Source organism: Agilicoccus flavus (assembly GCF_014857905.1).
GTDB classification, from domain to species: Bacteria; Actinomycetota; Actinomycetes; order Actinomycetales; family Dermatophilaceae; genus Agilicoccus; species Agilicoccus flavus.
Window position 1 is genome coordinate 49,615 of the sequence record NZ_JACYXE010000008.1, and the last position, 23,302, is coordinate 72,916.

At 73.8% G+C, this 23,302-nt stretch carries 22 protein-coding genes and 2 tRNA genes; 14 read left to right on the forward strand and 10 right to left on the reverse strand.

The genetic code is table 11. The annotated features are described in order from the left end of the window. Positions 1–1,338, forward strand: a complete 1,338-nt coding sequence (locus tag ICW24_RS12565; protein WP_226346062.1) for a hemolysin family protein — start codon at positions 1–3, stop codon at positions 1,336–1,338. Beyond that, positions 1,335–2,414, forward strand: a complete 1,080-nt coding sequence (gene era / locus ICW24_RS12570) for a GTPase Era (protein ID WP_226346063.1) — start codon at positions 1,335–1,337, stop codon at positions 2,412–2,414. Before ICW24_RS12565 ends, era begins: the two co-directional genes overlap by 4 nt. A 66-nt stretch (positions 2,415–2,480) precedes the next feature. Here the strand turns inward: era and ICW24_RS12575 are convergent, their stop codons facing one another. Next, a complete protein-coding gene (locus ICW24_RS12575; RefSeq protein ID WP_226346064.1) occupies positions 2,481–3,761 on the reverse strand; it encodes a M4 family metallopeptidase in 1,281 nt (426 codons plus the stop codon). Between the two features lie 38 nt (positions 3,762–3,799). Further along, positions 3,800–4,102: a hypothetical protein gene (locus ICW24_RS12580; protein WP_226346065.1), complete on the reverse strand. Its 303-nt coding sequence runs from the start codon at positions 4,100–4,102 to the stop codon at positions 3,800–3,802. Between the two features lie 336 nt (positions 4,103–4,438). Here ICW24_RS12580 and leuA point away from each other — a divergent pair, with 336 nt between their 5' ends. Continuing rightward, a complete protein-coding gene (gene leuA / locus ICW24_RS12585) occupies positions 4,439–6,265 on the forward strand; it encodes a 2-isopropylmalate synthase (protein WP_226346066.1) in 1,827 nt (608 codons plus the stop codon). Between the two features lie 108 nt (positions 6,266–6,373). On the opposite strand, the gene ICW24_RS12590 is transcribed toward leuA, so the two are convergent. After that, entirely contained in the window at positions 6,374–7,000 is a 627-nt protein-coding gene (locus tag ICW24_RS12590; protein WP_226346067.1) for an alpha-ketoglutarate-dependent dioxygenase AlkB, read from the reverse strand. Positions 7,001–7,085: 85 nt separating this feature from the next. Between ICW24_RS12590 and ICW24_RS12595 the strand changes: the two genes are divergently transcribed. Beyond that, complete coding sequence (locus ICW24_RS12595; RefSeq protein ID WP_226346068.1) at positions 7,086–7,763, forward strand: LmeA family phospholipid-binding protein; 678 nt, start codon at positions 7,086–7,088, stop codon at positions 7,761–7,763. A 276-nt stretch (positions 7,764–8,039) separates the two neighbouring features. Here ICW24_RS12595 and ICW24_RS12600 read toward each other — a convergent pair whose 3' ends face one another. Then, a complete protein-coding gene (locus ICW24_RS12600; RefSeq protein ID WP_226346069.1) occupies positions 8,040–8,471 on the reverse strand; it encodes a hypothetical protein in 432 nt (143 codons plus the stop codon). Positions 8,472–8,831: 360 nt separating this feature from the next. Between ICW24_RS12600 and ICW24_RS12605 the strand changes: the two genes are divergently transcribed. The 4 genes from ICW24_RS12605 (at position 8,832) to argG (ending at position 14,121) form a co-directional block, all read left to right on the forward strand. Next, on the forward strand, positions 8,832–11,039 hold the full coding sequence (locus ICW24_RS12605) for an MMPL family transporter (RefSeq protein WP_226346070.1): 2,208 nt from the start codon (positions 8,832–8,834) through the stop codon (positions 11,037–11,039). A gap of 55 nt (positions 11,040–11,094) precedes the next feature. Continuing rightward, a complete protein-coding gene (gene recO, locus ICW24_RS12610) occupies positions 11,095–11,823 on the forward strand; it encodes a DNA repair protein RecO (protein WP_226346071.1) in 729 nt (242 codons plus the stop codon). 2 nt (positions 11,824–11,825) lie between these two features. Then, the gene (locus ICW24_RS12615) at positions 11,826–12,611 is read left to right on the forward strand and encodes an isoprenyl transferase (RefSeq protein ID WP_226346072.1); all 786 of its coding nucleotides are present in this window, start codon (positions 11,826–11,828) and stop codon (positions 12,609–12,611) included. A 64-nt stretch (positions 12,612–12,675) separates the two neighbouring features. Then, positions 12,676–14,121 (forward strand): argininosuccinate synthase, encoded by a 1,446-nt coding sequence (gene argG / locus ICW24_RS12620; protein WP_226346073.1) that lies wholly within the window; start codon positions 12,676–12,678, stop codon positions 14,119–14,121. Between the two features lie 34 nt (positions 14,122–14,155). On the opposite strand, the gene ICW24_RS12625 is transcribed toward argG, so the two are convergent. The 3 genes from ICW24_RS12625 to ICW24_RS12635 form a co-directional block, all read right to left on the reverse strand. Continuing rightward, complete coding sequence (locus tag ICW24_RS12625; RefSeq protein WP_226346074.1) at positions 14,156–14,572, reverse strand: type II toxin-antitoxin system VapC family toxin; 417 nt, start codon at positions 14,570–14,572, stop codon at positions 14,156–14,158. Further along, the gene (locus ICW24_RS12630) at positions 14,569–14,817 is read right to left on the reverse strand and encodes a type II toxin-antitoxin system Phd/YefM family antitoxin (RefSeq protein WP_226346075.1); all 249 of its coding nucleotides are present in this window, start codon (positions 14,815–14,817) and stop codon (positions 14,569–14,571) included. The genes ICW24_RS12625 and ICW24_RS12630 overlap by 4 nt, the downstream gene beginning before the upstream one ends. Before the next feature lie 85 nt (positions 14,818–14,902). Then, positions 14,903–15,319, reverse strand: coding sequence for a hypothetical protein (locus ICW24_RS12635; RefSeq protein ID WP_226346076.1), 417 nt, complete (start codon positions 15,317–15,319; stop codon positions 14,903–14,905). A gap of 179 nt (positions 15,320–15,498) precedes the next feature. Here ICW24_RS12635 and dusB point away from each other — a divergent pair, with 179 nt between their 5' ends. Beyond that, the gene (gene dusB / locus ICW24_RS12640; protein ID WP_226346077.1) at positions 15,499–16,677 is read left to right on the forward strand and encodes a tRNA dihydrouridine synthase DusB; all 1,179 of its coding nucleotides are present in this window, start codon (positions 15,499–15,501) and stop codon (positions 16,675–16,677) included. A gap of 29 nt (positions 16,678–16,706) precedes the next feature. On the opposite strand, the gene ICW24_RS12645 is transcribed toward dusB, so the two are convergent. Then, complete coding sequence (locus ICW24_RS12645; RefSeq protein WP_226346078.1) at positions 16,707–17,576, reverse strand: sulfurtransferase; 870 nt, start codon at positions 17,574–17,576, stop codon at positions 16,707–16,709. A 170-nt stretch (positions 17,577–17,746) separates the two neighbouring features. On the opposite strand from ICW24_RS12645, the gene ICW24_RS12650 reads away from it, so the two are divergent. From ICW24_RS12650 to ICW24_RS12665, 4 genes are all read left to right on the forward strand, one after another. Further along, positions 17,747–18,988 (forward strand): deoxyguanosinetriphosphate triphosphohydrolase, encoded by a 1,242-nt coding sequence (locus ICW24_RS12650; RefSeq protein WP_226346079.1) that lies wholly within the window; start codon positions 17,747–17,749, stop codon positions 18,986–18,988. Between the two features lie 113 nt (positions 18,989–19,101). Next, a complete protein-coding gene (gene dnaG / locus ICW24_RS12655; RefSeq protein ID WP_226346080.1) occupies positions 19,102–21,045 on the forward strand; it encodes a DNA primase in 1,944 nt (647 codons plus the stop codon). Further along, positions 21,045–21,578, forward strand: coding sequence for a hypothetical protein (locus ICW24_RS12660; RefSeq protein WP_226346081.1), 534 nt, complete (start codon positions 21,045–21,047; stop codon positions 21,576–21,578). Before dnaG ends, ICW24_RS12660 begins: the two co-directional genes overlap by 1 nt. 152 nt (positions 21,579–21,730) lie before the next feature. Next, positions 21,731–21,806: transfer RNA gene (locus ICW24_RS12665), tRNA-Asn, on the forward strand. 62 nt (positions 21,807–21,868) lie between these two features. Here ICW24_RS12665 and ICW24_RS12670 read toward each other — a convergent pair. Next, a tRNA-Ile gene (locus ICW24_RS12670) sits at positions 21,869–21,942 on the reverse strand. A gap of 54 nt (positions 21,943–21,996) precedes the next feature. Next, positions 21,997–22,260 carry a hypothetical protein gene (locus tag ICW24_RS12675; RefSeq protein WP_226346082.1) on the reverse strand — a complete coding sequence of 88 codons (264 nt, stop codon included), beginning with the start codon at positions 22,258–22,260 and terminating at the stop codon, positions 21,997–21,999. Between the two features lie 430 nt (positions 22,261–22,690). Here ICW24_RS12675 and ICW24_RS12680 point away from each other — a divergent pair, with 430 nt between their 5' ends. Further along, positions 22,691–23,200: a DUF3145 domain-containing protein gene (locus tag ICW24_RS12680; RefSeq protein ID WP_226346083.1), complete on the forward strand. Its 510-nt coding sequence runs from the start codon at positions 22,691–22,693 to the stop codon at positions 23,198–23,200. Positions 23,201–23,302: the final 102 nt, after the last annotated feature.

Sequence of the window (23,302 nt, forward strand, 5' to 3'; positions counted from 1 at the left end):
ATGACCCCCGGCTTCGTCGTCGGCGTCCTCGCCTGCCTCGTCCTCGCGTTCGGTCTCGCCGCGGCCGAGGCCGCCCTGTCCCGGGTGAGTCGCTCCACGGCCGCCGAGCTGGCCGCCCAGGGACGGCGCGGCGCGACCACGCTCGAGCTCGTCCTCTCCGACAGCGCCGGCTACCTGTCGGTGACGACGTTCGTGCGCATCGTCCTCGAGACGAGCGCCGCCGTCCTCGTGACGATCACCGTCGCCGAGCTGGTGGACCGGACGTGGGAGGTCCTCCTCGTCGCGATCGGCGTCATGGCCGTCGTCTCGTTCGTCATCGTGGGGGTCAGCCCCCGCACCCTCGGGAGGCAGCACAGCGTGGACATCGCCCTCGCGAGCGCCGGGCCCGTCGTGTGGCTGCGGCGGCTGCTCGGGCCGTTCGCCCGGCTGCTCGTCGCCGTGGGCAACGCGGTGACGCCCGGGCGCGGGTACCGCGACGGGCCCTTCGAGACCGAGGCCGACCTGCGCGAACTCGTCGACCTCGCCAGCGACTCCCTCGTCATCGAGGCGGGGGAGCGGGCGATGATCCACTCGGTCTTCGAGCTCGGCGACACCGTCACCCGCGAGGTCATGGTGCCCCGCACCGACATGATCGCCATCGACCACGACAAGACGCTGCGCCAGGCGATGTCGCTGTTCGTGCGCAGCGGCTTCTCGCGGGTCCCCGTGGTCGGCGAGGACGCCGACGACCCCGTGGGCCTCGTCTACTTCAAGGACGTCGCCGAGCGGCTGCACTCCGACCCGGCGGCGGCCCCCGCCCCGCTGCAGGAGGTAATGCGGCCGGTCCCCTTCGTGCCCGAGTCCAAGCCGGTCGACGCCCTCCTGCGGGAGATGCAGCGCGACCAGATCCACATGGCGGTCGTCGTCGACGAGTACGGCGGGACCGCCGGCCTCGTGACGATCGAGGACCTCATCGAGGAGATCGTCGGCGAGATCGCCGACGAGCACGACCGGGAGTCGCCCGGGGTCGAGGTCCTCGACGAGCGCCGCACACGGGTGCCCGCGTCCATGCACGTCGACGACTTCGCCGAGCACTTCGGGCTGGGCCTGAGCGAGGACGACGTCGACACCGTGGGAGGGTTGCTCGGCAAGGAGCTCGGCCGGGTCCCGATCCTCGGCTCCTCCGCCCGGATCGGTCACCTCGTGCTCACGGCCGACCGGATGGCGGGACGCCGGCGGCGCATCGCGAGCGTGGTCGTCGAGCGCGACGAGCCGGCGCCGGACGCCGACGTCGGTTCCCGTGACGAGCGGCCCGACCCGAACGACGACCGGCACGACGACGAGAGGCGACGCCGATGACGCACCCCGCACCCCCCGAGCGCCCCGAGCGCCCCGACGAGGACCGGGACGACGAGGTCGGACCCGGCGGCCCGGCCTCCGCCGCCGCCTCCGTGGACTCCCTCGACCCGACGGACTCGACGGCCGCCACGGACTCGACGGCCGCCGACGACGACTCGGCGCCGCAGGCCACCTACCGCGCGGGCTTCGCCTGCCTCATCGGGCGGCCCAACGCCGGAAAGTCGACACTGACCAACGCCCTCGTCGGGGACAAGGTCGCCATCACCTCCAGCAAGCCGCAGACGACGCGGCACACCATCCGCGGCATCGTCACCGCCGACGACAGCCAACTCATCCTCGTGGACACCCCCGGCCTGCACCGGCCGCGCACGCTGCTCGGGCAGCGGCTCAACGACCTCGTACGCGAGACGCTCCTCGACGTCGACGTCATCGGGTTCTGCCTGCCCGCCGACCAGCGCGTGGGGCCGGGCGACACGTACATCGCGAACGAGCTGGCCGAGCTGCGCCGGGCCCGGCGGCGCCCGGTGGTCGCGATCGCGACCAAGAGCGACCTCGTCGACAAGGCGAGGCTCGCGGAGCACCTCATCGCCGTCGACCAGCTCGGCGACTGGGACGCGATCGTGCCGTGCTCGGCCGCGTCGGGTTCCCAGGTCGACGACGTGCGGCGCGTCCTCGTCTCGTTCCTCCCGCCCTCGCCGCAGCTCTACCCCGACGACGTGCTCACCGACGAACCGGAGCTCGTCATGATCGCCGAGCTCGTCCGGGAGGCCGCGCTCGAGGGCGTGCGCGACGAGCTGCCCCACAGCCTCGCCGTCGTCGTCGAGGAGGTCGTGCCCCGCGAGGACCGCCCCGAGGGCGACCCGCTCGTCGACGTGCGGGTCAACGTGTTCGTCGAGCGCGACAGCCAGAAGGCGATCATCATCGGCCGCCGCGGCGCCCGCCTGCGGGAGGTCGGTACGCAGGCCCGGGCCGGCATCGAGAAGATCCTCGGCTCCCGGGTGTACCTCGACCTGCACGTCAAGGTGGCCAAGGACTGGCAGCGCGACCCCAAGCAGCTCCGCCGGTTGGGCTTCTGAGGGCCCGAGCTCCAAGGGTCCGGGCGTGCGACCGGCCCGATCCCCGGCACCCCCGGCGGGTCAGCCTCAGGCCGGTGCCACGCCGACCTCCTCCCACGCCCCGGCGACGGCCTCGACCTGCGCCGAGCCGGCACCGAAGCGGGCGTCGGCGGCCGTGAGGGTGGCGCGGGCGAAGCCGGGGAAGTCGGCGTCCTTCGGCAGGCGACCGGCCGTCATGACGTCGTACCAGACCCGCCCGACGCCCTCCCACGCCGACCCGCCCAGCTCGACCGCGGCGAGATAGAACGCGTGGTTGGGGATGCCGGAGTTGATGTGCACCCCGCCGTTGTCGTGCTCCTCGTCGTGGGGGAGGTCGGCGTAGTCGGCCATCGTCGCCGGCTGCGGGTCCTTGCCGAGCCGCGGGTCGTCGTACGCGGTCCCGGGGGCCTTCATCGAGCGCAGCGCGTCGCCGCGCACGGAGTCGGTGAACAGGCCCTTGCCCACGAGCCAGTCGGCCTCCCGCGCCTCGTGGCCGAGGGCGCGCTGCAGGGTGAGGACGCCGAAGACGTCGGAGACGTGCTCGTTGAGCGCCCCCGACTGGCCGACGTAGACGAAGCCGGTCGTGTACTGGGTGAAGCCGTGCGCGAGCTCGTGCCCGATGACGTCGACGCAGTCGGTGAAGGAACCGAAGATCTCGCCGTCGCCGTCACCGAACACCATCTGCTCGCCGTCCCAGAAGGCGTTCTCGTACTCGCGCTCGAAGTGGACGCTGGCCACGAGGGGCAGGCCGGCGTCGTCGAGGGAGTCGCGCCCGTACACCTCGTGGAACAGCGACCACGTGGCCCCGAGCCCGTCGTAGGCCTCGTTGACGGACTCGTCGGCGTGGACCGGGTCGCCCTCGGCGCGCCGCAGCACCCCCGGTAGGGCGTTGCCGTGCTCCGCGTCGTGGACGGATCGGTGCGGGGACGCCGCCGCCCGCGCCCCTTCGCGCTCGGCGCGCTCACCGGGCTCGAGATCGGCCGGCGGGCGGCGCAGCGGCCGCACGTCGGGGCGGCGCCGGAGGCGCTCGGGGACGAAGCCCGCGCGGTCGCCGGGACCCGCCGCCGGGACGCCGGCCCGGCGTCCCGCGGGGCCGAGCCCGGCCCGCGTCTCGCGCTGGACCCGCAGCGTGCGCTGCACGGCCAGCGTGTGCCGGGCGCTCTGCGCCACCCGGCCGTCTGCGCGGTCGGCGAGGCGGGCGAGGAGGAACGGGGGGACGACGCCGCACACGTGGCGACCCGGATCGGGCCGTCGGTCGCGTTGCGGGGCAAGGAGATCGGGGGAGTTGCCGGATGGGGTGGCCGGTCCGCCGGCCGCGCGACGTGTCATGGGAACACTCAAGCACCGACCACCGACACGGTGCGCGTTCAGCCGCCGACGACCCCCGACGTGGTCAGCGTGAACCACACGCCCGCCGCCCCGATCGCGACGAACGACAGGATGAGGCCCGCGAGAGCGGAGCGCGGATCGTCGGACCCGTCCGGTGTGCCGCGGAAGGCCCGGACGACCCCGGCGATGGACAGGCCCATGGCGAGCAGGGCCAGGGGCATGCCGCGCATCCCGACGGCCGGGAACACGCAGGCGGCCACCGCCAGGAGGCCCATCACCAGGCCGGCGATGCCGACGCAGTCGGTCGTGGGGTGGGCTCGCGAGTGGGTTCTGATCGTCATGGGATCCGCCTCTTTCTGGACGAACGTGGACCGGGGCGACGCGCCCACACCGACCCGTGTGCCGGCATGTGTGGGCGTGTGCCCTGCCCATCGGCCGCCGGCGGGCACTCCTGAGACGACCGTTCAGTTCGACCTCGAGCGGGCGACCCGCCGGGGGCCGGATGGACGCGGCTTCGCCCGGACGGCTACGGTGCAGGGGTGTCCGCAACGCGCGCCGGTCTCCTGCGCCTCCTGCTCCTCCGCCGCGGCGGGGCCCGCTAGTCAGGCCACCCTCGCCGCGGAGTCAGCTTCGCCCGGTCTGATCCCTCCCCGCGAACGCGAGAGCAGAGCATCGACATGACGGACACCACCACGCCCTACCGCTACACGACGAACCGGCAGCAGCCCTCGGGCATGCCCACCGGCAAGTACCTCCCCTACTCGGAGCAGATCGCGGTCCACCTGCCCGACCGCACGTGGCCGGACCGGACCATCACCGCGGCCCCGCGCTGGTGCGCCGTCGACCTGCGCGACGGCAACCAGGCCCTCATCGACCCGATGAACCGCGAGCGCAAGCTGCGGATGTTTCAGCTGCTCGTCCAGATGGGCTACAAGGAGATCGAGGTCGGCTTCCCGTCGGCCAGCCAGACCGACTTCGACTTCTGCCGCGAGCTCATCGACGACGGTCACATCCCCGACGACGTGACCATCCAGGTGCTCACGCAGGCGCGCGACCACCTCATCGAGCGCACGTACGACGCGATCGCGGGCTCCCGGCAGGCCATCGTCCACCTGTACAACTCGACATCGGTGCTGCAGCGCCGCGTGGTGTTCGACAAGGACCAGGACGGCATCGTCGACATCGCGCTCCAGGGCGCGCGGCTGTGCCGCAAGCTCGAGGAGACCCTGCCCGGGACGCAGATCACCTACGAATACTCCCCGGAGTCGTACACGGGCACCGAGCTGGAGTTCGCGGCGCGGATCGTCAACGAGGTCGCCGAGGTGTTCGAGCCCACGCCGGAGCGGCCGATGATCGTCAACCTGCCGGCGACGGTCGAGATGGCGACGCCGAACGTGTACGCCGACTCGATCGAGTGGATGTGCCGTCACCTCGACCGGCGCGACTCGATGGTCGTGTCCCTGCACCCGCACAACGACCGCGGGACCGGGGTCGCCGCCGCCGAGCTGGGTTACCTCGCCGGGGCCGACCGCATCGAGGGCTGCCTGTTCGGCAACGGCGAACGCACCGGCAACGTGTGCCTCGTCACCCTGGGGCTCAACCTCTACTCCCAGGGCGTGGACCCGCAGATCGACTTCTCGGACATCGACCACGTCCGGCGCACCGTCGAGCACTGCAACCAGCTCGCCGTGCCCGAACGTCACCCGTACGGCGGCGACCTCGTCTTCACGGCCTTCTCCGGGTCCCACCAGGACGCGATCAAGAAGGGCTTCGACGACATGGCCCGGCAGAGCGAGGAGACGGGCCGGTCCGTCGACGAGCTCGTCTGGGGCGTGCCCTACCTGCCCGTGGACCCGCACGACCTCGGCCGGTCGTACGAGGCGGTCGTCCGCGTCAACAGCCAGTCGGGCAAGGGCGGCGTCGCCTACCTCATGCGGACCGAGCACCAGCTGGAGCTGCCCCGGCGCCTGCAGATCGAGCTGTCCGGGGTCGTGCAGAAGCGCACCGACGCCGAGGGCGGCGAGCTCTCGGCGGCGGCGCTGTGGGAGGTGTTCAGCGACGAGTACCTGCCCGGCACCGGGGACGGTGACCGGGCCTGGGGGAGGTTCGTGCCGGTGAGCACCCGCTCCGAGAGCGACGCCGACGGCAAGGACCACATCTGGGCGACGCTCGTCGACCACACCGCGCCCGGGTACCCCGTCGAGGTCGAGGGCCGCGGCAACGGGCCCATCGCCGCGTTCGTCGACGCCCTCTCGCACGTGGGCGTGGACGTCCGGGTGCTCGACTACGCCGAGCACGCCCTCTCGGCCGGCGGCGACGCCCGCGCCGCCGCCTACGTCGAGTGCGCCATCGGCGACCGCGTCCTGTGGGGCGTCGGCGTGCACAGCTCGATCGTGCGGGCGTCGATGTCCGCCGTCCTCTCGGCGGTCAACCGCGCCGTCCGCGACGGCGAGCCGGCCGTCGTGGGCGGGCAGGTCATCAGCCGCCCCGGCGGCGGCCCCTGAGCGAGACCGACCCGCACACCGGCCCCCGCCGCCCGCCCCGGGCGACGGGGGCCGTCCCACGCCCGCGGGGCTCGCCTCTGACCGGCCGGCAAGGCCGGGGGAGTCGCACTAACGCACGCCGCGGGGCCGGAACTGCACGCTGATGCGCGGCCCGACGCCGGCGTCGAGCTTGGGGACGGCGTGGTCCCACGTGCGCTGGCACGAGCCGCCCATGACGAACAGGTCGCCGTGCCCGAGGACGAACCGCCGGGACCGGCCCCCGCCCCGCGGTCGCAGCAGCAGAGGGCGCGGGGCGCCGAGCGAGACGATCGCGACCATCGTGTCCTGGGTGCGCGAGCGGCCGATCCGGTCGCCGTGCCACGCGACGCTGTCGCGGCCGTCCCGGTAGTAGCACAGGCCGGCGGTCGCGAAGGGCTCACCGAGCTCGGGACCGTACCGTTCACCCAGGGCGGTCCGCGCGAGGCCGAGGATCGGGTGGGGGAGCGGCTCGTCGGCGCCGTAGAAGCGCAGCAGGCGCGGGACGTCAACGACGCGGTCGTACATCTGCCGCCGCTCGGCCGTCCAGTCGACCCGGTCGCGCAGCAGCGTGAACAGCCCGTCGCTGCCGCCGACCCAGCCGGGCCGCAGGTCCACCCAGGCGCCGTGGTCGAGCTGCGTGCGCCGGGGCGTGTCGCCGAGGGGGTGCAGGCGCACCTCGTCGTCGGTGTCGAGCAGAGATCCCTGGAACGCGATCATCCCCCGAGGATAGCGCGACATCGAACGTGTGTGCGAAGCGAGTCGCGCCCGGGACGCGGCCGTCGGCAATGGGACACTGGCAGGGATGCGTCACATCGAGAGGGTCCTCGCCGTCGTCGGCGCCGTCGCGCTGCTCGTGCTCGTCGTGACGGCCGGCCTGCTCTTCGCCGGGAGCCGCCCGGCCTCCCAGGGCCCCGGCGCCGGCCCCTCCGCGGCCCCGCCGGGGTCGCCGGCCGCCCCCGCGATCGAGTCGCTCGGCGGCGACGACGCGTGGGCGCAGGGCACGCAGCTCGCGTCCGACCGCATCCTCACCTCCTCCGGGGAGCTGCGCGACGTCGTCCTCGTCACGCGCGGATTCCGCAAGATCGGCGGCAAGATCTCGGCGACGCAGGTGGCCGTCGACGCCACCGTGCCCTTCGACACCGTCGAGCGGCAGGTCGGGCAGGACGTCGACCTCGGCCACGACGGCTCCGGGCGCGTCCGCATCCAAGGGGTCTACACCGTGCTGGGGCGGTCGTTCGACGTCAGCGGCGTCGGGACCGTCGAGGCCGCCGGCGACGCGATCGTCGTCCGGCCCGTCTCCGTGCGACTGCCGCTGCCGGACCTCGTCAGCGGGCCGATCGAGCGGCTCGTGCTCGCGCAGGCGACGATCCGCGAGCCGGTGCCAGGGCTCCCGCCCGGTCTGACGGTGTCCAGCCTGGCGGTGGGCGACGACGGCTTCCGCGTCCGCCTGTCCGGCGCCGACGTGGACCTCAGCCGCTGACGGTCGGCCTCAGAATCTGTCGCGCTCACTGCGGCTCGCACGCTCGCCTCCGTTCGCCGCTCTGAGTTTTCTGTCGCGCTCACTGCGGCTCGCACGCTCGCCTTCGTTCGCCGCTCTGAGTTTTCTGTTGCGCTCACTGCGGCTCGCACGCTCGCCTTCGTTCGCCGCTCTGAGTTTTCTGTTGCGCTCACTGCGGCTCGCACGCTCGCCTCCGTTCGCCGCTCTGAGTTTTCTGTCGCGCTCACTGCGGCTCGCACGCTCGCCTCCGTTCGCCGCTCAGCCCACGCCCGTGAGCTGCCGGCACGTCGCGCTGTCCGCGGCGAGGGCGGCGTTGCGTTCCTCGGCCTGCCGGACGATCCCGCTGAGGGTCGCCGCGTCGAGCCGGGACGCGGCGTCGGCGCCCTGCCGCAGGAGGGCGAGCACCGCGGTCGAGTGTTCGGTGACGCGTGCGCACGCCGCCGGCCACGTCGATCCCGCCGGCCCGGCGACGCCGTCGGACGAGTCCGGGGCCCGGGTCGCCGTGACGGTCGGGACGGGGGCCGGGCGGGCGATCGTCGCCGCCCCCCACTCGGTGCGCACGAGCGCGACGAGCCCGCCGGCGCCGAGGAGCAGGCCGAGGATCAGCCCCGCGACGAGCGCACCCCGTCGGCGTGGCCGCCGGGCCGGGGAGGGGTCCGCCTCGAACAGGCCGCCGGGGGAGGAGCGCATCGCGGGGTCCTTTCGCCGGGGGCGCACCGGAGTCGGACGCGCCGCGCCTCCACGCTAGCGGCGCCGGGGACCGGTGCGACCCGGACGGTCCGTCGATCCACCCGGGCCGGCGGGACACCCGGTGGGCCATATCCTGATGCGGCCGTCGGGTCGCGACGGCGTGAGCGCCGGGCCGCCGCGACGGCCCCCGTCCGGGGAGGTCCCGCCACGAGGACGTCAGGCACGGACACCGGCGGCGGCGCCGAACGCGCGCCCCGTCGCCCACTCCGTCCCCCCGCCCGTCTCAGATCGCTCCGCCCCTCCCACGTCTACGCCCGGGTCGTCCACGCGTGCCGGTGGCCCATCGTCCTGCTGTGGTGCGTGCTCGTCGGCCTGCTGATCGCGAACCCGCCAAGCTTCTCGACGCCGGACGAGACCGCCAGCCTCATCCCCGAGGAGAGCGCCGCGGCGGAGGCCGAACTGCGCGCCGTCGAACGGTTCGGCTTCCCTCTCTCGAGCCGCACGGTCGTCGTCCAGCACGACTCGGCCGGCCTGTCCCCGTTCGTGCAGGCCGAGTCGATCCTCGATGCCCTCGCGCTCAACCAGACCACCCCGGCCTGGCCCGTCCTCGGCGCGATCCCCCTGACGAACGCCGTGCCCCTCGGCCAGGGGCAGGGGGAGACGGGCACGGCGGTGCTCACGTACATGTTCATGGACCCGACGAGCGATTTCGGCCAACAGCACGCGGCCGCGCGTCAGTACACCCAGGACCGGCTCGAGCGGCCGGAGGACCACGTCGTCGGGGTCGCCGGCTCCGTGCCCGCGCGGGCGCAGCAGAGCTACCTGCTCGACACCCACCTACCCCTCGTCGAGACCCTCACCGTCGCCGTCATCTTCCTGCTCGTGGGGCTGGCGTTCCGGTCGCTGGTCGTCCCGCTCGTCGCGCTGCTCGCCTCCGGGATCGCCGTCGTGTCGACGATCTGGTTCCTCGTGTTCCTCTCGGAGCACGTGGGCGTGGGGGCGCCGGCCGAGCTCAAGCCCGTCGTCGTCGCGCTGCTGCTCGGGGTGGTCACCGACTACACGATCTTCTACGCCACGGGGTTCACGGCGGCCCTGGACCGCCACGGCGGCGACGTCCGGGAGGCCATCGTCGAGTCGGTCGGCGTCTACACCCCGATCGTCCTGGCCGCGGGGCTCACGGTGGCCGCCGGCACGTTCTCGCTCGTCGTCGCCGAGTCGGGCTTCTTCCGCGCCTTCGGTCCGGCGATGGCGGCGACGATCGTCGTGGGCTGCGTCGTCTCCCTCACCCTCGTGCCGGCGCTCATCGCGATCCTCGGACGGAGGCTCATGTGGCCCCGGGCCGTCGCGCGGGGGCGCCGCCGCGCTGTCGCGGGCCCGGCCGGTCACCCCCGCCCGGCCGACCCCGCCGATCGCGTCTCGGCCCCGCCCTCGTGGTTCATCCGCCGGCTCACGCAGCTGCTCGTGCGGCCCGTGACCGCGTTCCTGGCCGCCCTCGTCTGCGTGGCCGCCCTCGTCGCCTGTTCGCTGCCCCTGGCCCGCGCCCAGCTCTCGGCGGGGTTCACGAGCTCGCTCCCGGCGACGAACACGGTCAGCGAGGCCTCCGCCGCGGCGGCCCAGGCCTTCGCGCCCGGGGTGACCTCGCCGACGACCGTACTCGTCGAGGGCGACGGCGTCGGCCGACGCCTCGACGCCCTGCGGGTGCTGCAGCGCGAGATCGCGGCCGAGCCGGGCGTCGCCACCGTCATCGGCCCCGGCCAGCTCCCGCTGGACCGGGCGGCCCAGGGCGTCGTCGTCTCCCCGGACGGGAACGCCGCCCGGCTGCTGCTCGTGTTCGACTCCGAGCCGCTCGACGCCCGCGCGATCGCCCACCTGGCGCAGTTGCGGGAGCGGCTGCCGGGCCTCGCCGACCGCGCCGGCTTCGGCGACGCGCGGATGAGCTTCGCCGGCGACACCGCGCTCGCGGAGGGGCTCGTCTCCGGCACCGCGAGCGACCTGCTGCGGATCGCCGTCGTCGGGCTGCTCGTCAACTTTGTGCTCCTCGCCGGCTTCCTGCGTGCGCTCGTCGCGCCCGTCTACCTCCTGCTGAGCAGTTGCCTGGCGCTGACCGCGTCCCTCGGGCTGACGACGTGGCTGTTCGTCGACGTGCTCGGCGCGGACGGCCTGGTGTTCTACGTCCCCTTCGCGGCGTCGGTCCTGCTCGTGTCCCTCGGGTCGGACTACAACATCTTCGGGGTGGGCCGCACATGGGAGGAGGCCCACCACCACCCGCTGCGGGAGGCGATCGTGCGCGCGATGCCCGAGACGTCGCGGGCCATCACCACGGCCGGGCTCGCGCTCGCCGTGAGCTTCGGGATGCTCGCCGTCATCCCGCTCGCCTCGTTCCACCAGCTCGCCTTCGCCATGGCCGTGGGCATCCTCATCGACGCCCTGCTCGTGCGCACGGTCCTCGTGCCGGCGATGCTCACGCTCGTCGGGCGGTTCAGCGCCTGGCCGCGGCGCGACCTCGGCCCGGCCTCCGCGCGGCGCCCGGAGAGCGCGGGCGCGGGGTGGGGCCGCCCGTCCCGGTAGGGCGGCGCCGGGGCGCCGGCGAGGCGATGTCGGACCTGCGTAGCAGAATGGGCCGGTGCCCCTCTATCGCGACGCCGCCATCGTGCTGCGCACGCACAAGCTGGGCGAGGCGGACCGCATCATCACCCTCCTCGCCCGCGAACGGGGGCTCGTCCGCGCCGTCGCGAAGGGGGTGCGACGGACGAAGAGCAAGTTCGGGGCGCGCCTCGAGCCGGGCATGGTCGTCGACGCCCAGCTCTACGAGGGGCGCAACCTCGACACCGTGACCCAGGTCGAGGTGCTCGCCCCCTACGGGGAGGCGATCGCCCGGGACTACGACGCGTGGACGGCCGCCTCGGCGATGCTCGAGACCGCGGAGCGGCTCGTCGAGGCGCGCGAGTCCTCCCGGGCCCAGTTCTTCCTGCTCGCGGGCGGCCTCGCGGCCCTGGCCGGCCGGGAGCACGACGCGGGCCTCGTCCTCGACGCGTTCCTGCTGCGCTCCCTCTCGGTGGCCGGGTGGGCGCCGAGCTTCCGGGACTGCGTCCGCTGCGGGGAGCCGGGGCCGCACAAGGCGTTCAACGTGTCGGCGGGCGGTGCCGTGTGCCCGTCGTGCCGCACCCCCGGCTCGGCCGCCCCCGCCCTCGCCACCCTCGCCCTGCTCGGCGCGCTCCTCGAGGGCGACTGGAGCAGCGCCGAGGCGAGCGAGGCCGTCCACCGCCGCGAGGGGCGCGGCCTCGTCGCCGCGTTCCTCCAGTGGCATCTCGAGCGGGGCGTGCGGTCCCTGCGCCTCGTCGAAAGGTCCTGACCATGCCCCACGGCACCTACGCCGCCCCGTTCGCCCACCCGAGCGGCGCGACGCCACCGCAGCTCCCCGCCGGGCTCGTGCCGAACCACGTCGCGGTCGTCATGGACGGCAACGGGCGCTGGGCCAACCAGCGCGGTCTGCCCCGGACGCGGGGCCACGAGGCGGGGGAGGCGGCGCTCCTCGACGTCGTCGCCGGCGCGCTCGAGATCGGGGTCGGGAACCTGTCGGCCTACGCGTTCTCGACGGAGAACTGGAAGCGCAGCCCGGACGAGGTCCGGTTCCTCATGGGGTTCAACCGCGACGTCATCCGCCGCCGGCGCGACCAGCTCCACGCGTGGGGGGTGCGGATGCGCTGGGTCGGGCGGCGGCCCCGGCTGTGGCGGTCCGTCATCTCCGAGCTCGAGACGGCGCAGGAGATGACGCGGGACAACCGGGCGATGACGCTGTACTTCTGCGTCAACTACGGGGGCCGCGCCGAGATCGCGGACGCCACCCGGGCCATCGCCGAGCAGGTTGCGGCGGGCCGGTTGCGGCCGGGCGGGATCGACGAGAAGACCCTCGCCAGGTACCTGCCCGAGCCGGACATGCCCGACGTCGACCTCTTCGTCCGTAGCTCCGGCGAACAGCGCACGAGCAACTTCCTGCTCTGGCAGAGCGCGTACGCGGAGATGGTGTTCCAGGACACGCTGTGGCCCGACTACGACCGCCGGCACCTCTGGTCCGCGATCGAGACGTACGCCCGCCGGGACCGGCGCTACGGCGGGGCCGTCGACACCGCCGATTCGTGACCCGGCGCTGTCCACGATCCGAGACGACTGCATAGACATACGGTCCGACGCATAATCTGTGGTCATGTCCAAGGTCTTGACGTGCATCCCCGTCGGTGAACGTGTCGGCATCGCCTTCTCGGGCGGCCTCGACACCTCGGTCGCGGTGGCGTGGATGCGCGAGAAGGGCGCCACGCCCTGCACGTACACCGCCGACATCGGCCAGTACGACGAGCCCGACATCGCCTCGGTGCCAGGCCGGGCGCAGGCGTACGGCGCCGAGCTCGCCCGCCTCGTCGACTGCCGCGCCGCTCTCGTCGAAGAGGGGTTCGTCGCCCTCGCCTGCGGCGCGTTCCACCTGCGTTCGGGCAACCGCACGTACTTCAACACCACGCCCCTGGGTCGCGCCGTCACCGGCACCCTGCTCATCCGCGCGATGATGGAGGACGACGTCCAGATCTGGGGCGACGGATCGACCTTCAAGGGCAACGACATCGAGCGGTTCTACCGCTACGGACTGCTCACCAACCCCGCGCTGCGCATCTACAAGCCCTGGCTCGACGCCGACTTCGTCGAGGAGCTCGGCGGCCGCGCCGAGATGAGCCGCTGGCTCGCCGAGCGCGACCTGCCCTACCGGGATTCGACCGAGAAGGCGTACTCGACGGACGCGAACATCTGGGGCGCGACCCACGAGGCGAAGCGTCTCGAGCACCTCGACACGGGCATCGAGATCGTCGACCCGATCATGGGCGTGCGCTTCTGGGACCCCGAGGTCGACGTGCCCACCGAGGACGTCACCCTCACGTTCGAGCAGGGGCGGCCGGTGGCCGTCGACGGCGTCCGGTACGACGACCCCGTCGCCCTTGTGCTCAAGGCCAACGAGATCGGCGGCCGCCACGGGCTGGGCATGTCCGACCAGATCGAGAACCGGATCATCGAGGCCAAGAGCCGCGGCATCTACGAGGCGCCCGGCATGGCGCTGCTGTTCATCGCCTACGAGCGGCTCGTCAACGCCATCCACAACGAGGACACCCTCGAGAGCTACCACGGCAACGGCCGCCGCCTCGGCCGGCTCATGTATGAGGGCCGCTGGCTCGACCCGCAGTCGCTCATGCTGCGCGAGGCGCTGCAGCGGTGGGTCAGCTCGGCCGTCACCGGCTCGGTCGCCCTGCGCCTGCGCCGCGGTGAGGACTGGACGATCGTCGACACCCAGGGCGAGAACTTCAGCTACCACCCCGACAAGCTGTCGATGGAGCGCACCGCGAACGCCGTCTTCGGCCCCACCGACCGCATCGGCCAGCTCACCATGCGCAACCTCGACATCGCCGACTCGCGCAGCCGCCTGGAGCAGTACGCCGGGATCGGCCTGCTCGGCGGGGCCGCCGGCGCCCCGTCGCACGGCATCGCGAGCACGAACCTCGTGGGCGACCTCGCCCCGGGCGGCGCTGCGGCGATCGCCTCGTCGACCGCGGGCATCGACGACGACGAGGAGGCGCTGGACCGCGCCGCGATGGAGTTCGGCAACGACTGACGGGGCCGGCCTCGACAGGCCTGTCGGGGGGCGATCAGCGCGAGGCGACGGTCGGGTCCGATGCACCGGGGGCCACGACGGTCAGGCCGAGCGCGCGAGCCGCCTCGCCCATCCTCCGGTCGTACGCCAGGACGGCGTCCACCCCGACGCGAACGGCCGTCGCGAGGTGGAGAGGATCGAGGGACGGCAGCCCGGGCCCGGGCAGAAGGCCGGTTTCGCGGAAGAGGGACGGCGGGCACTCGTACAGTCCGACGCTGTCGAGGAGTCTGCTGGCCGACTCGTGCGTCAGGGTGGGGACGCGATGCACCACCCGCCGGATCTCGGTCTCGAGCAGGTAGCTCGCCACGAGGTCGGGTCGGCGGGCGTCCAGTTCGCCCGCGAGTGCCGCCGATTCGTCCTCGTCGACGAGGAGCTTCGTTGCGGCCGAGGTGTCGATGTACCAGCGACTCACCGGTCGCCGCGCAGGTCCGCGAGGATCTCCTCGGTCGAGACCTCGCTCGTGACCCGCGGGAGGGACGCGAACACGGGACGTGATCTCGCGGGTCTGGCGCAGCGCAGGTCCGCCTCGGCGTCGACGGGGCCGAGTCTGCCCACCGGAACCCCGCGCCGCGTCACGGTGTAGACCTCGCCGCTCTCGACACCCGCCACGATCGTCGCGTTGTCGTTGCGCAGTTCGCGCTGGCTGATGGTCTTCACTTCAGTTTCGTAGCACCCCGTAGCACCTCATCGAGGGGTGCGGCCGGCGCGCTCACGTGCTCGGCGGACGGCTCCCGCTCACCGCTCAGCGAGGGACGAACCGCACGAGGCAGAGCCCGACGACGAGCACGAGGACGGCGAGGCGCATGAGGCGTTCGCCGGGCTCGGCGCGGCGCCACGCGAGGGCGGTCACGACCGTGAGCGCGACCGCGCCGAGCCCCGCCACGACGGCGCCCACGGGCCCGCCGAGCAGCAGCCCGACGACGAGGAGCGTGACGACGACCGCCGCCGGCAGCCAGGCGGGCCCGCGGGTCGCGGGGGTGGCCGGCGCACCGGGCACGCCGGGCGCGGCCTCCGCGCCGTGTGCGCAGCAGGCGCACGCGGGCTGCGTGGGTCCGGCGGGGGTCGCCGTGTCGCGCGGGTCGACCGCCCCCTCGGATGCGGGGGCGGCGGCGTCGTGGACGGGGTGCGGGGGCGTGGGCGGGAGGGTCGGTTCGGGCACGTCCCCACGATACGTGGGTGGCCTCGTCGCACCGGTGGCCGTCGTCGCCCTCGAGGTCGCCACGAGGTAGGCCCCTGCCGCACGCCCACCCGGTGCGGCCGGCCGGCCCCTCGGCCGCGGAGCGGCGGGGCCCCGGCCGGGGCCGGAGCACGCCGGGCGGCTGGGATGATGGGGAGACCATGAGCGTTCTCTCCACCCTTCCGGGCCTGTCCCTGGGGCCGCACCGCATCGCCGCGCCCGTCGTCCTCGCGCCCATGGCGGGGATCACGAACCGCGCCTTCCGCCGGTTGTGCCGCGAGTTCGACGCGGCCGCGGGCGGCGCCGCGTCGTGCCTGTACGTCAGCGAGATGATCACGTCGCGGGCGCTCGTCGAGCGCAACGCCGAGACGATGCGGCTCATCGAGCACGACGCCGACGAGCCGACCCGGTCGGTGCAGCTGTACGGCGTCGACCCGGCGACCGTGGGAGCCGCGGCCCGGCTGCTCGTCACCGAGGACCGCGCCGACCACATCGACCTCAACTTCGGGTGTCCCGTTCCCAAGGTGACCCGCAAGGGCGGGGGAGCGGCCCTGCCGTGGAAGACGGGCCTGTTCCGCGACATCGTCGCGGCGGCCGTCGGGGCCGCCGCCCCGAGCGGCGTCCCCGTCACCGTGAAGATGCGCGTCGGCATCGACGAGGACCACGTCACCTACCTCGAGGCCGGTCGCATCGCCGAGGCCGAGGGGGCCTCGGCGGTGGCGCTGCACGCCCGCACGGCGAGCCAGGCGTACTCCGGCCGCGCGGATTGGGATGCGATCGCGCGGCTCAAGGAGGCGGTGAGCAGCATCCCCGTGCTCGGCAACGGTGACATCTGGTCCGCGGAGGACGCCCTCGACATGGTGGCCCGGACGGGGTGCGACGGGGTCGTCGTCGGGCGCGGCTGCCTCGGGCGGCCGTGGCTGTTCGCCGACCTCGCGGCCGCCTTCGCCGGCAGCGACGCGCGGGTCCGCCCCGACCTGGGCACGGTCGCGGCCACGATGCGCCGCCACACCGTGTACCTCGCCGAGTTCTACGGGGACGAGAACAAGGCGTGCCGCGACATCCGCAAGCACATCGCCTGGTACCTCAAGGGTTTTCCCGCCGGGCACGACATCCGGCACCGGCTGGCCCTCGTCGAGGACCTCGACTCGCTCGACGAGCTGCTCGCTGGCCTCGACCCCATCCAGCCGTGGCCGGGTGACGCGGCGGAAGGGCAACGCGGCCGCGCCGGCTCGCCGCGGCGGGTGGCGCTCCCGGAGGGCTGGCTCGAGTCGCGGGACCTCACGGGGGCCTCGGCGGCGCTCGTCGCGGCCGCGGAGGTCTCGGTCTCCGGCGGCTGAGGGACGCCGCCCCGGGAGCACACCCGAGGTCAGCGCACCCCGGAGGTGTGATCGGATCCGGTCGGGCGGGAGGCGTCGGTGATCCAGTCGGACCACGAGCCGACGTAGACGGGGATCTCGCACCCGAGGCCCGCCGCGCAGATCGCGAGGGCGAGGAACGACGCCTGGACGCCGGATCCGCAGTACGCGGCGACCGGGCGCTCACCGTCGACGCCGACCTCGCCGAGGACGCGGCGCAGGTGGGCCGGCTCGAGCATCGTCCCGTCGCCGGCGACGAGGGAGCGGGCGGGCACGTTGACGGCGCCGGGGATGTGACCCGCGACGCGGTCGACGGTCTCGTTGCGGCCCTCGAAGCGGTCGGACGGGCGCGCGTCGAGCAAGAGCCCCTCGCGGGCGTAGAGGAGGGCCTGGTCGGCGTCGAGGGCGGAGATGCGGGACCGGCGGATCGAGAAGTCGCCCTCCTCGACGAGCCGCACGCCCGACTCGACGGGCAGCCGCTCGGCCTTCCAGGCCCTCAGGCCGCCGTCGAGGACGACGACGTCGTACTTGCCGAAGTGGCGCAGGAGCCACCAGCAGCGGGCGGCGGCGATCGAGTCGTAGTCGTCGTAGACGACGACGAGGCGCTCGTTGTCGACACCGCACTCGGCCATGTCGAGCTCGAAGTCGTCGACGCTGGGCATGGGGTGGCGGCCACCTTCGCCGTCCTCGCCGGGCTCGCCCGACAGGTCGCGCTCCAGGTCCACGAAGACGGCCCCTGGCAGGTGTCCCTGCAGGTAGGCGTCGTAGCCGTCGCCGGAGCCGAGCTGCCAGCGCACGTCCAGCAGGAGGGGCGCCTGACTCGGCCCGCCGCGCAGACGCGCGGCCAGCTCGGCCGCCGAGATGAGGGGGTGGCGGTGCATGACTCGACCTTACGGGTTGGAGGGTGGAGGGGTCCTCGCGCCGTCCACGAGGGGCGGCCGCGCACCCGGGGCTCACCGGCCCGGGCCCCGCCGGCACGGTGATCTCCGACGGGCGTCTCTCGCGCGGCCTCGTTGCCACCGGGACGACCACCCCATCCTAGAGTTCTCGCGTGGGTGCCTACTCCGTCGACGACCGCGCGCGCTGGGTCGCCGAGGACCCCGCGCTCAAGCGGGCCGACCGCGACGACTTCGCCCGGGACCGGGCGCGGCTCGTCCACTCCGCCGCGCTCCGGCGGCTGTCGGCGACCACCCAGGTGGTCCAGCCCGACACCGACGACTTCGTCCGGAACCGGCTCACCCACTCCCTCGAGGTCGCCCAGATCGGGCGCGAGTTCGCCCGCGCGCTCGGCTGTTCCGCCGACGTCGTCGACACCGCCTGCCTCGCCCACGACCTCGGCCACCCACCGTTCGGCCACAACGGGGAGGCGGCCCTCGCGGCGGTCGCGGCCGACATCGGCGGGTTCGAGGGCAACGCGCAGACGCTGCGCATCCTCACGCGGCTCGAACCCAAGCGCGCCCACCCCGACGGCCGGTCGGCGGGGCTCAACCTCACCCGGGCCAGCCTCGACGCGGCGACGAAGTACCCGTGGTTCCGCGGCGACGGGCCGGTGCGCACGGCCAAGTTCGGGGTGTACGCCGACGACGCCGACGCGTTCGCGTGGCTGCGGACGGGGGCGCCGCAGAGGCGGCGCTGCGTCGAGGCGCAGGTGATGGACTGGGCCGACGACGTCGCCTACTGCGTCCACGACGTGGAGGACGCCGTGGCGGGCGGTCGCCTCGACCTGCGCGTCCTCGGCTCGCGCACCGACCTGCGGCCCGTCTTCGACGTCGTGCGCGAGTGGTACGAGCCGGACCTGGACGACGCGCTCCTCGTGGCGGCGGTCGACCGACTGCGCGCCACCGGCGACGTCGTCGAACGGTTCGACCACTCCCGGGCCGGCCTCGCGGCGCTCAAGGACATGACGAGCCGGCTCATCGGGCGCTTCGTCCTCGCCGCCGAGCAGGCGACCCTCGCCGCGTTCGGGCCCGGCCCGCACACCCGGTACGACGCCGACGTGGTCGTCCCCGCGGAGGCGCGCGCCGAATGCGCGGTGCTCAAGGCGCTCGCCGCTCATTTCGTCATGCGCAGCCCGGACCGGGTCGACCTCATGGAGCGCGAGCGCGGCGTCGTCGCCGATCTCGTCGCGGCCTTCCTCGCCCGGCCCGAGCGGCTCGACGTGCCCCTGGCCGCCGACCTCGCCGCGGCGCAGGCGGCCGGCGACGACGCGGCGCGCCGCCGGGTGGTCCTCGACCAGGTCGCGTCGCTGTCCGACGTGCGCGCGCTCACCCTCCATCGCCGCTGGTGCACCTGAGGGTGGGCGCACAGCGGGTCCGCGCCGCCACGCGTACCCGGACCGGCCGCCTCGCCCGGGCCGGGTGACCGCCCGTCGATAGACTGGGGCCGCGCGGGACATGGGAGGTGGGCGTGCAGGCTTCACGGGGCGGACGCATCCGCGACGACGACGTCGCCCTCGTCAAGGAGCGCGCGCTCATCGACGAGGTGGTGCGCCAGCACGTGACGCTGACGCGGGCCGGCGTCGGGCGCCTCAAGGGCCTGTGCCCGTTCCACGACGAGAAGACCGCCTCGTTCAACGTGCGTCCCGCTCAGGGGCACTGGCACTGCTTCGGGTGCGACGAGGGCGGCGACGTCATCTCGTTCGTCATGAAGATCGACCACGTCACCTTCGTGGAGGCCGTCGAGCAGCTCGCCGACCGCTTCGGCATCTCCCTCACGTACGAGGAGGGGCGCGGCCGCGACGACGCCGCCCACGGGCGGCGCGCCCGCCTCATCGAGGCGCACCGGGCGGCAGAGGACTACTACCGGTCCGCGCTGCTCGCCGACCCCCAGGGCCGCGCCGGCCGTGACTTCCTGCGCGAACGCGGCTTCGACCGCGCGGCCGCGGAACGGTTCGGCGTCGGCTTCGCGCCCCGCTCCGGTGAGGCGCTCGCCGCCGAGCTGCGGGGCAAGGGGTTCACCGACGAGGAGCTCGTCCTCGCCGGGCTCGTGGGGCGCGGCGGCCGCGGTCTCTACGACCGCTTCCGCGGCCGGCTCGTGTGGCCGATCCGCGACCTCACCGGCGCCACGGTCGGGTTCGGGGCGCGTCGCCTCTTCGACGACGACCGCATCGAGGCGAAGTACCTCAACACCTCCGAGACGCCCATCTACAAGAAGACCTCCGTGCTCTACGGCCTCGACCTCGCGAAGAAGGCGATCTCGACGACCCGGCGGGCCGTCGTCGTCGAGGGCTACACCGACGTCATGGCGTGCCACCTCGCCGGCGTCGAGTCGGCGGTCGCGACGTGCGGGACGTCGTTCGGGACCGACCACGTCGCCACGCTGCGTCGTCTCCTGCGCGACGACGCCCAGTCGGCCCCCGCGCGCACGATCTTCACCTTCGACGGAGACGCCGCCGGGCAGAAGGCCGCCATGCGGGCCTTCTCGCTCGACCAGCGCTGGGCCTCGCAGAGCTACGTCGCCGTGGCCGACTCCGGGCAGGACCCGTGCGACCTGCGGATCCGGTCGGGTGACGGGGCCGTGCGCCTGCTCGTCGAACAGGCCGTGCCCATGTTCGAGTTCGCCGTCCGGACGACGCTCGCCGCCTACGACCTCGACCACGCCGAGGGGCGCGTGCAGGCGATGCGGGCCGTGGCCCCGATCATCGCCGACATCCGCGATCGCTCGCTGCGCCCCGAGTACACGCGCACGGTCTCGGGATGGATCGGCGTCGAGGTCGAGCAGGTGGCCCGCGAGGTCGCGCGCGCCGCGGACGCCGAACGACGCCCGGGCCACGCGGCGCCGGTCGCGCCCGCCGCGCCTCCGGTCGCCGAACCCGGGGCACCGCAGGCCGCACCCGTCGACCCGGAGACCGTGCCGTTCGGATTCCCGAACCTGCGCGACCCCGAGGTCGACCTCGAGCACCAGTTGCTGCAGGTGCTCGTGCAGCACCCGCGGGCGGTGGCCGACGCCGACGCGGCGGCCCTCGCGGCCATGACCCTGAGTGACCCCGGCCACCACGCCGTCATGCACGCGGTCCTCACCCAGTGGGGCCGGCACGAGACCGTGTCGTCGGCGGCCTGGGTCGACGCCCTCGACGCCGCCGCCGGGCCCCGCGCGTCCCGGCTCGTCAGCCATCTCGCGGTGGCCCCCGTCAAGGCGCGGGTCGACCCGACGACGATGCAGCCCGACGAGCGGTACGTCGACTCGCTCGTCGTCCGGATGCGCGAGAACGCGCTCAAGCGGCGGATCGCCGACGCCACCGGGGCCCTGCGCCGCGCCGAGGGCGACGACCCGGCCCGGGCGCACGGCATCGCCGTCGAACTCACCGCCCTGCAACGCGACCTCGCCGGCCTGCGGGCGCGGGTGAGCTGATGGGCCTCTTCTCCCGCCGGCGGCCCGAGGCCTCCCTCGCCCGCGACGTCCTCCGCCGCGAGCGCCCGGGGGAGCGCCCCCTCGCGGTGACGACCGAGACCTACCGTGGCGGGCTCCTCGTCGCCGGGACGACGCGCGTGTGGGTCCTCGACCCCGGCGGCTCCGACGGCGCGACCGTGCGCCTCTCCCGGCCGTGGCTCGACGTCCTCGCGGGCGCCTGGGAGCCGGTGACCGGGACGATCTCGGTGACGTGGGTCGACGGCGGCCGCGCGGCCCAGTGGACCCTCGGACCGGGCGGGGACCGCTTCTCCGCCGTGTTCTACGAGCGGGTCGCGGCGAGCGTCCTCGTCGACGCCGTCGTCGTCCTCGACGACGCCGAGGTCGGCCGCGTCGCGATCCGGCGCGACCTGTCGGACTCCTCGCTCGTCGAGCAGATCGTGCCGGCCCGCGGGGTGCGCCGCGGCGACCCGCAGGTGGCCGCCCTGTGCGGGGAGGTCCTCGCCGAGCTCGCCGAGTCCGCGGGCCTGCGCTGACGGGCCGGTGACGGACGCCGCCGACGCCGCCCCTGGGCCGGCGACGCGGCGTGGGCGAACGCGCGCGTGCGCGTGGACGATTGACCAGGTCAGCCCCGCCGACCGCGATTTCGCCCGGCTGCCGAAGTTTGCTAATCTTCCTCAGGCAGCATTCCCCTGTAGCTCAACTGGCAGAGCATTCGGCTGTTAACCGGAGGGTTGTTGGTTCGAGTCCAACCGGGGGAGCCACCGCGAAGGCCCCGACCGCACGGTCGGGGCCTTCGTCGTGTCGGTGACCGTGTCTATAGCGGTGGGCCAGGTGGGGCTTGAACCCACGACCGACGGATTATGAGTCCGCTGCTCTGACCGGCTGAGCTACTGGCCCGCAGCGCACAGACTAACCGGCCCGCCGACTGCACTCACGGCTCGCCCGGGGAGGTCAGGCGTCGGCGAGCGTCAGACCGATGGTCGACAGCAGCTCGTACGGCGGGATCTTCGTGCCACCCGAGGCGATCGCGAGCAGCGCGGAGGCCAGGCTGGCCATCGCGGAGGTGAGGATGATCGGGTCCTGGCCCTCCATCTCGTCGCGCAGGACGTCGACGTACTCGTTGACGGTGCAGCCCCCGTCCATGCTCTGGAGCCGGGCCGTGAGGATGGCCATCGCGCTCTGCATGCCGGGCGCCGGTGCGGTGATCTCGTTCATGGTGGTTCCCCCCTGGTCGAAGCGTGTGTCCTGCGGTGTCGCCACGGTTCTCCGCCCCCACGACGGTGCGACCTCGAGCGCCGAGGCACTCGATGTCCGCGGCCGATGTTCCCTGCACCGGCGGCGGCGACAGGACCAAGTCAACCGTACGTCTTGATCGGTTGTCCAGCTTTCCACGCCCACGAGCTGCGAACTTGTCGACATCCGTTCGTCGCGTGGGCTTGGCCGGGCGGCGTCGGTGGGGCAGAATGACGAGAAGGCAAGGCAACTCGCGCGTCCGCTCCGGGAAGGGCGGATGCGTCCGGGGCCGGCCCGCACAACCGAAGAGATCGACACAGATCACAGCATCGGCGCGTCGCAGGCGCACGATCGGCTCGGTCATCCGCGTGAGGTCGTTGGGGAAGACGTCCCTCACACACAGGAGGCCCGGATGTCCGTCGTGTCGTCGACCGTCATGACCCGCGGGGTGGTGTTCATTCACTCGGCCCCGGCGGCGCTGTGCCCCCACATCGGGTGGGCGCTCGAGAGCGTCCTCGGCGAGGGGGTACGTCTCGAGTGGACCCCTCAGCCGCTCGGGAGATCCTTCGTGCGCACCGAGGTCGCCTGGGTGGGCGAGCCCGGCACGGGCGCCCGCATCGCCAGCGCCATGCGCGGATGGGACAGCCTCCGCTACGAGGTCACCGAGGAGGCCAGCCCCGGATCCGACGGGTCCCGCTGGAGCCACACGCCCGCCCTCGGCATCCACCACACGTGGACGTCCGCGAACGGCGACGCCGTCCTCAACGAGGACCGGATCCGCGCCGCCCTGCGGGCCGGCGACCACAGCGCACTGCGCCGGGAGCTCGACGTCGCCCTCGGCACCGCGTGGGACCTCGAGCTCGACCCCTTCCGCCACGCCGGCGACGGCCAGCCCACCCGCTGGCTCTACCGCGTGAGCTGAACCGCCCGCCCGGGCGAGTCCCCGTGACGCGTCGCACCCGCGGGGGAGTGCGCGCGTGACGGCCGACCGCGTCCGAGCGTCCGCGGTCGCCCTGCGCCCGCG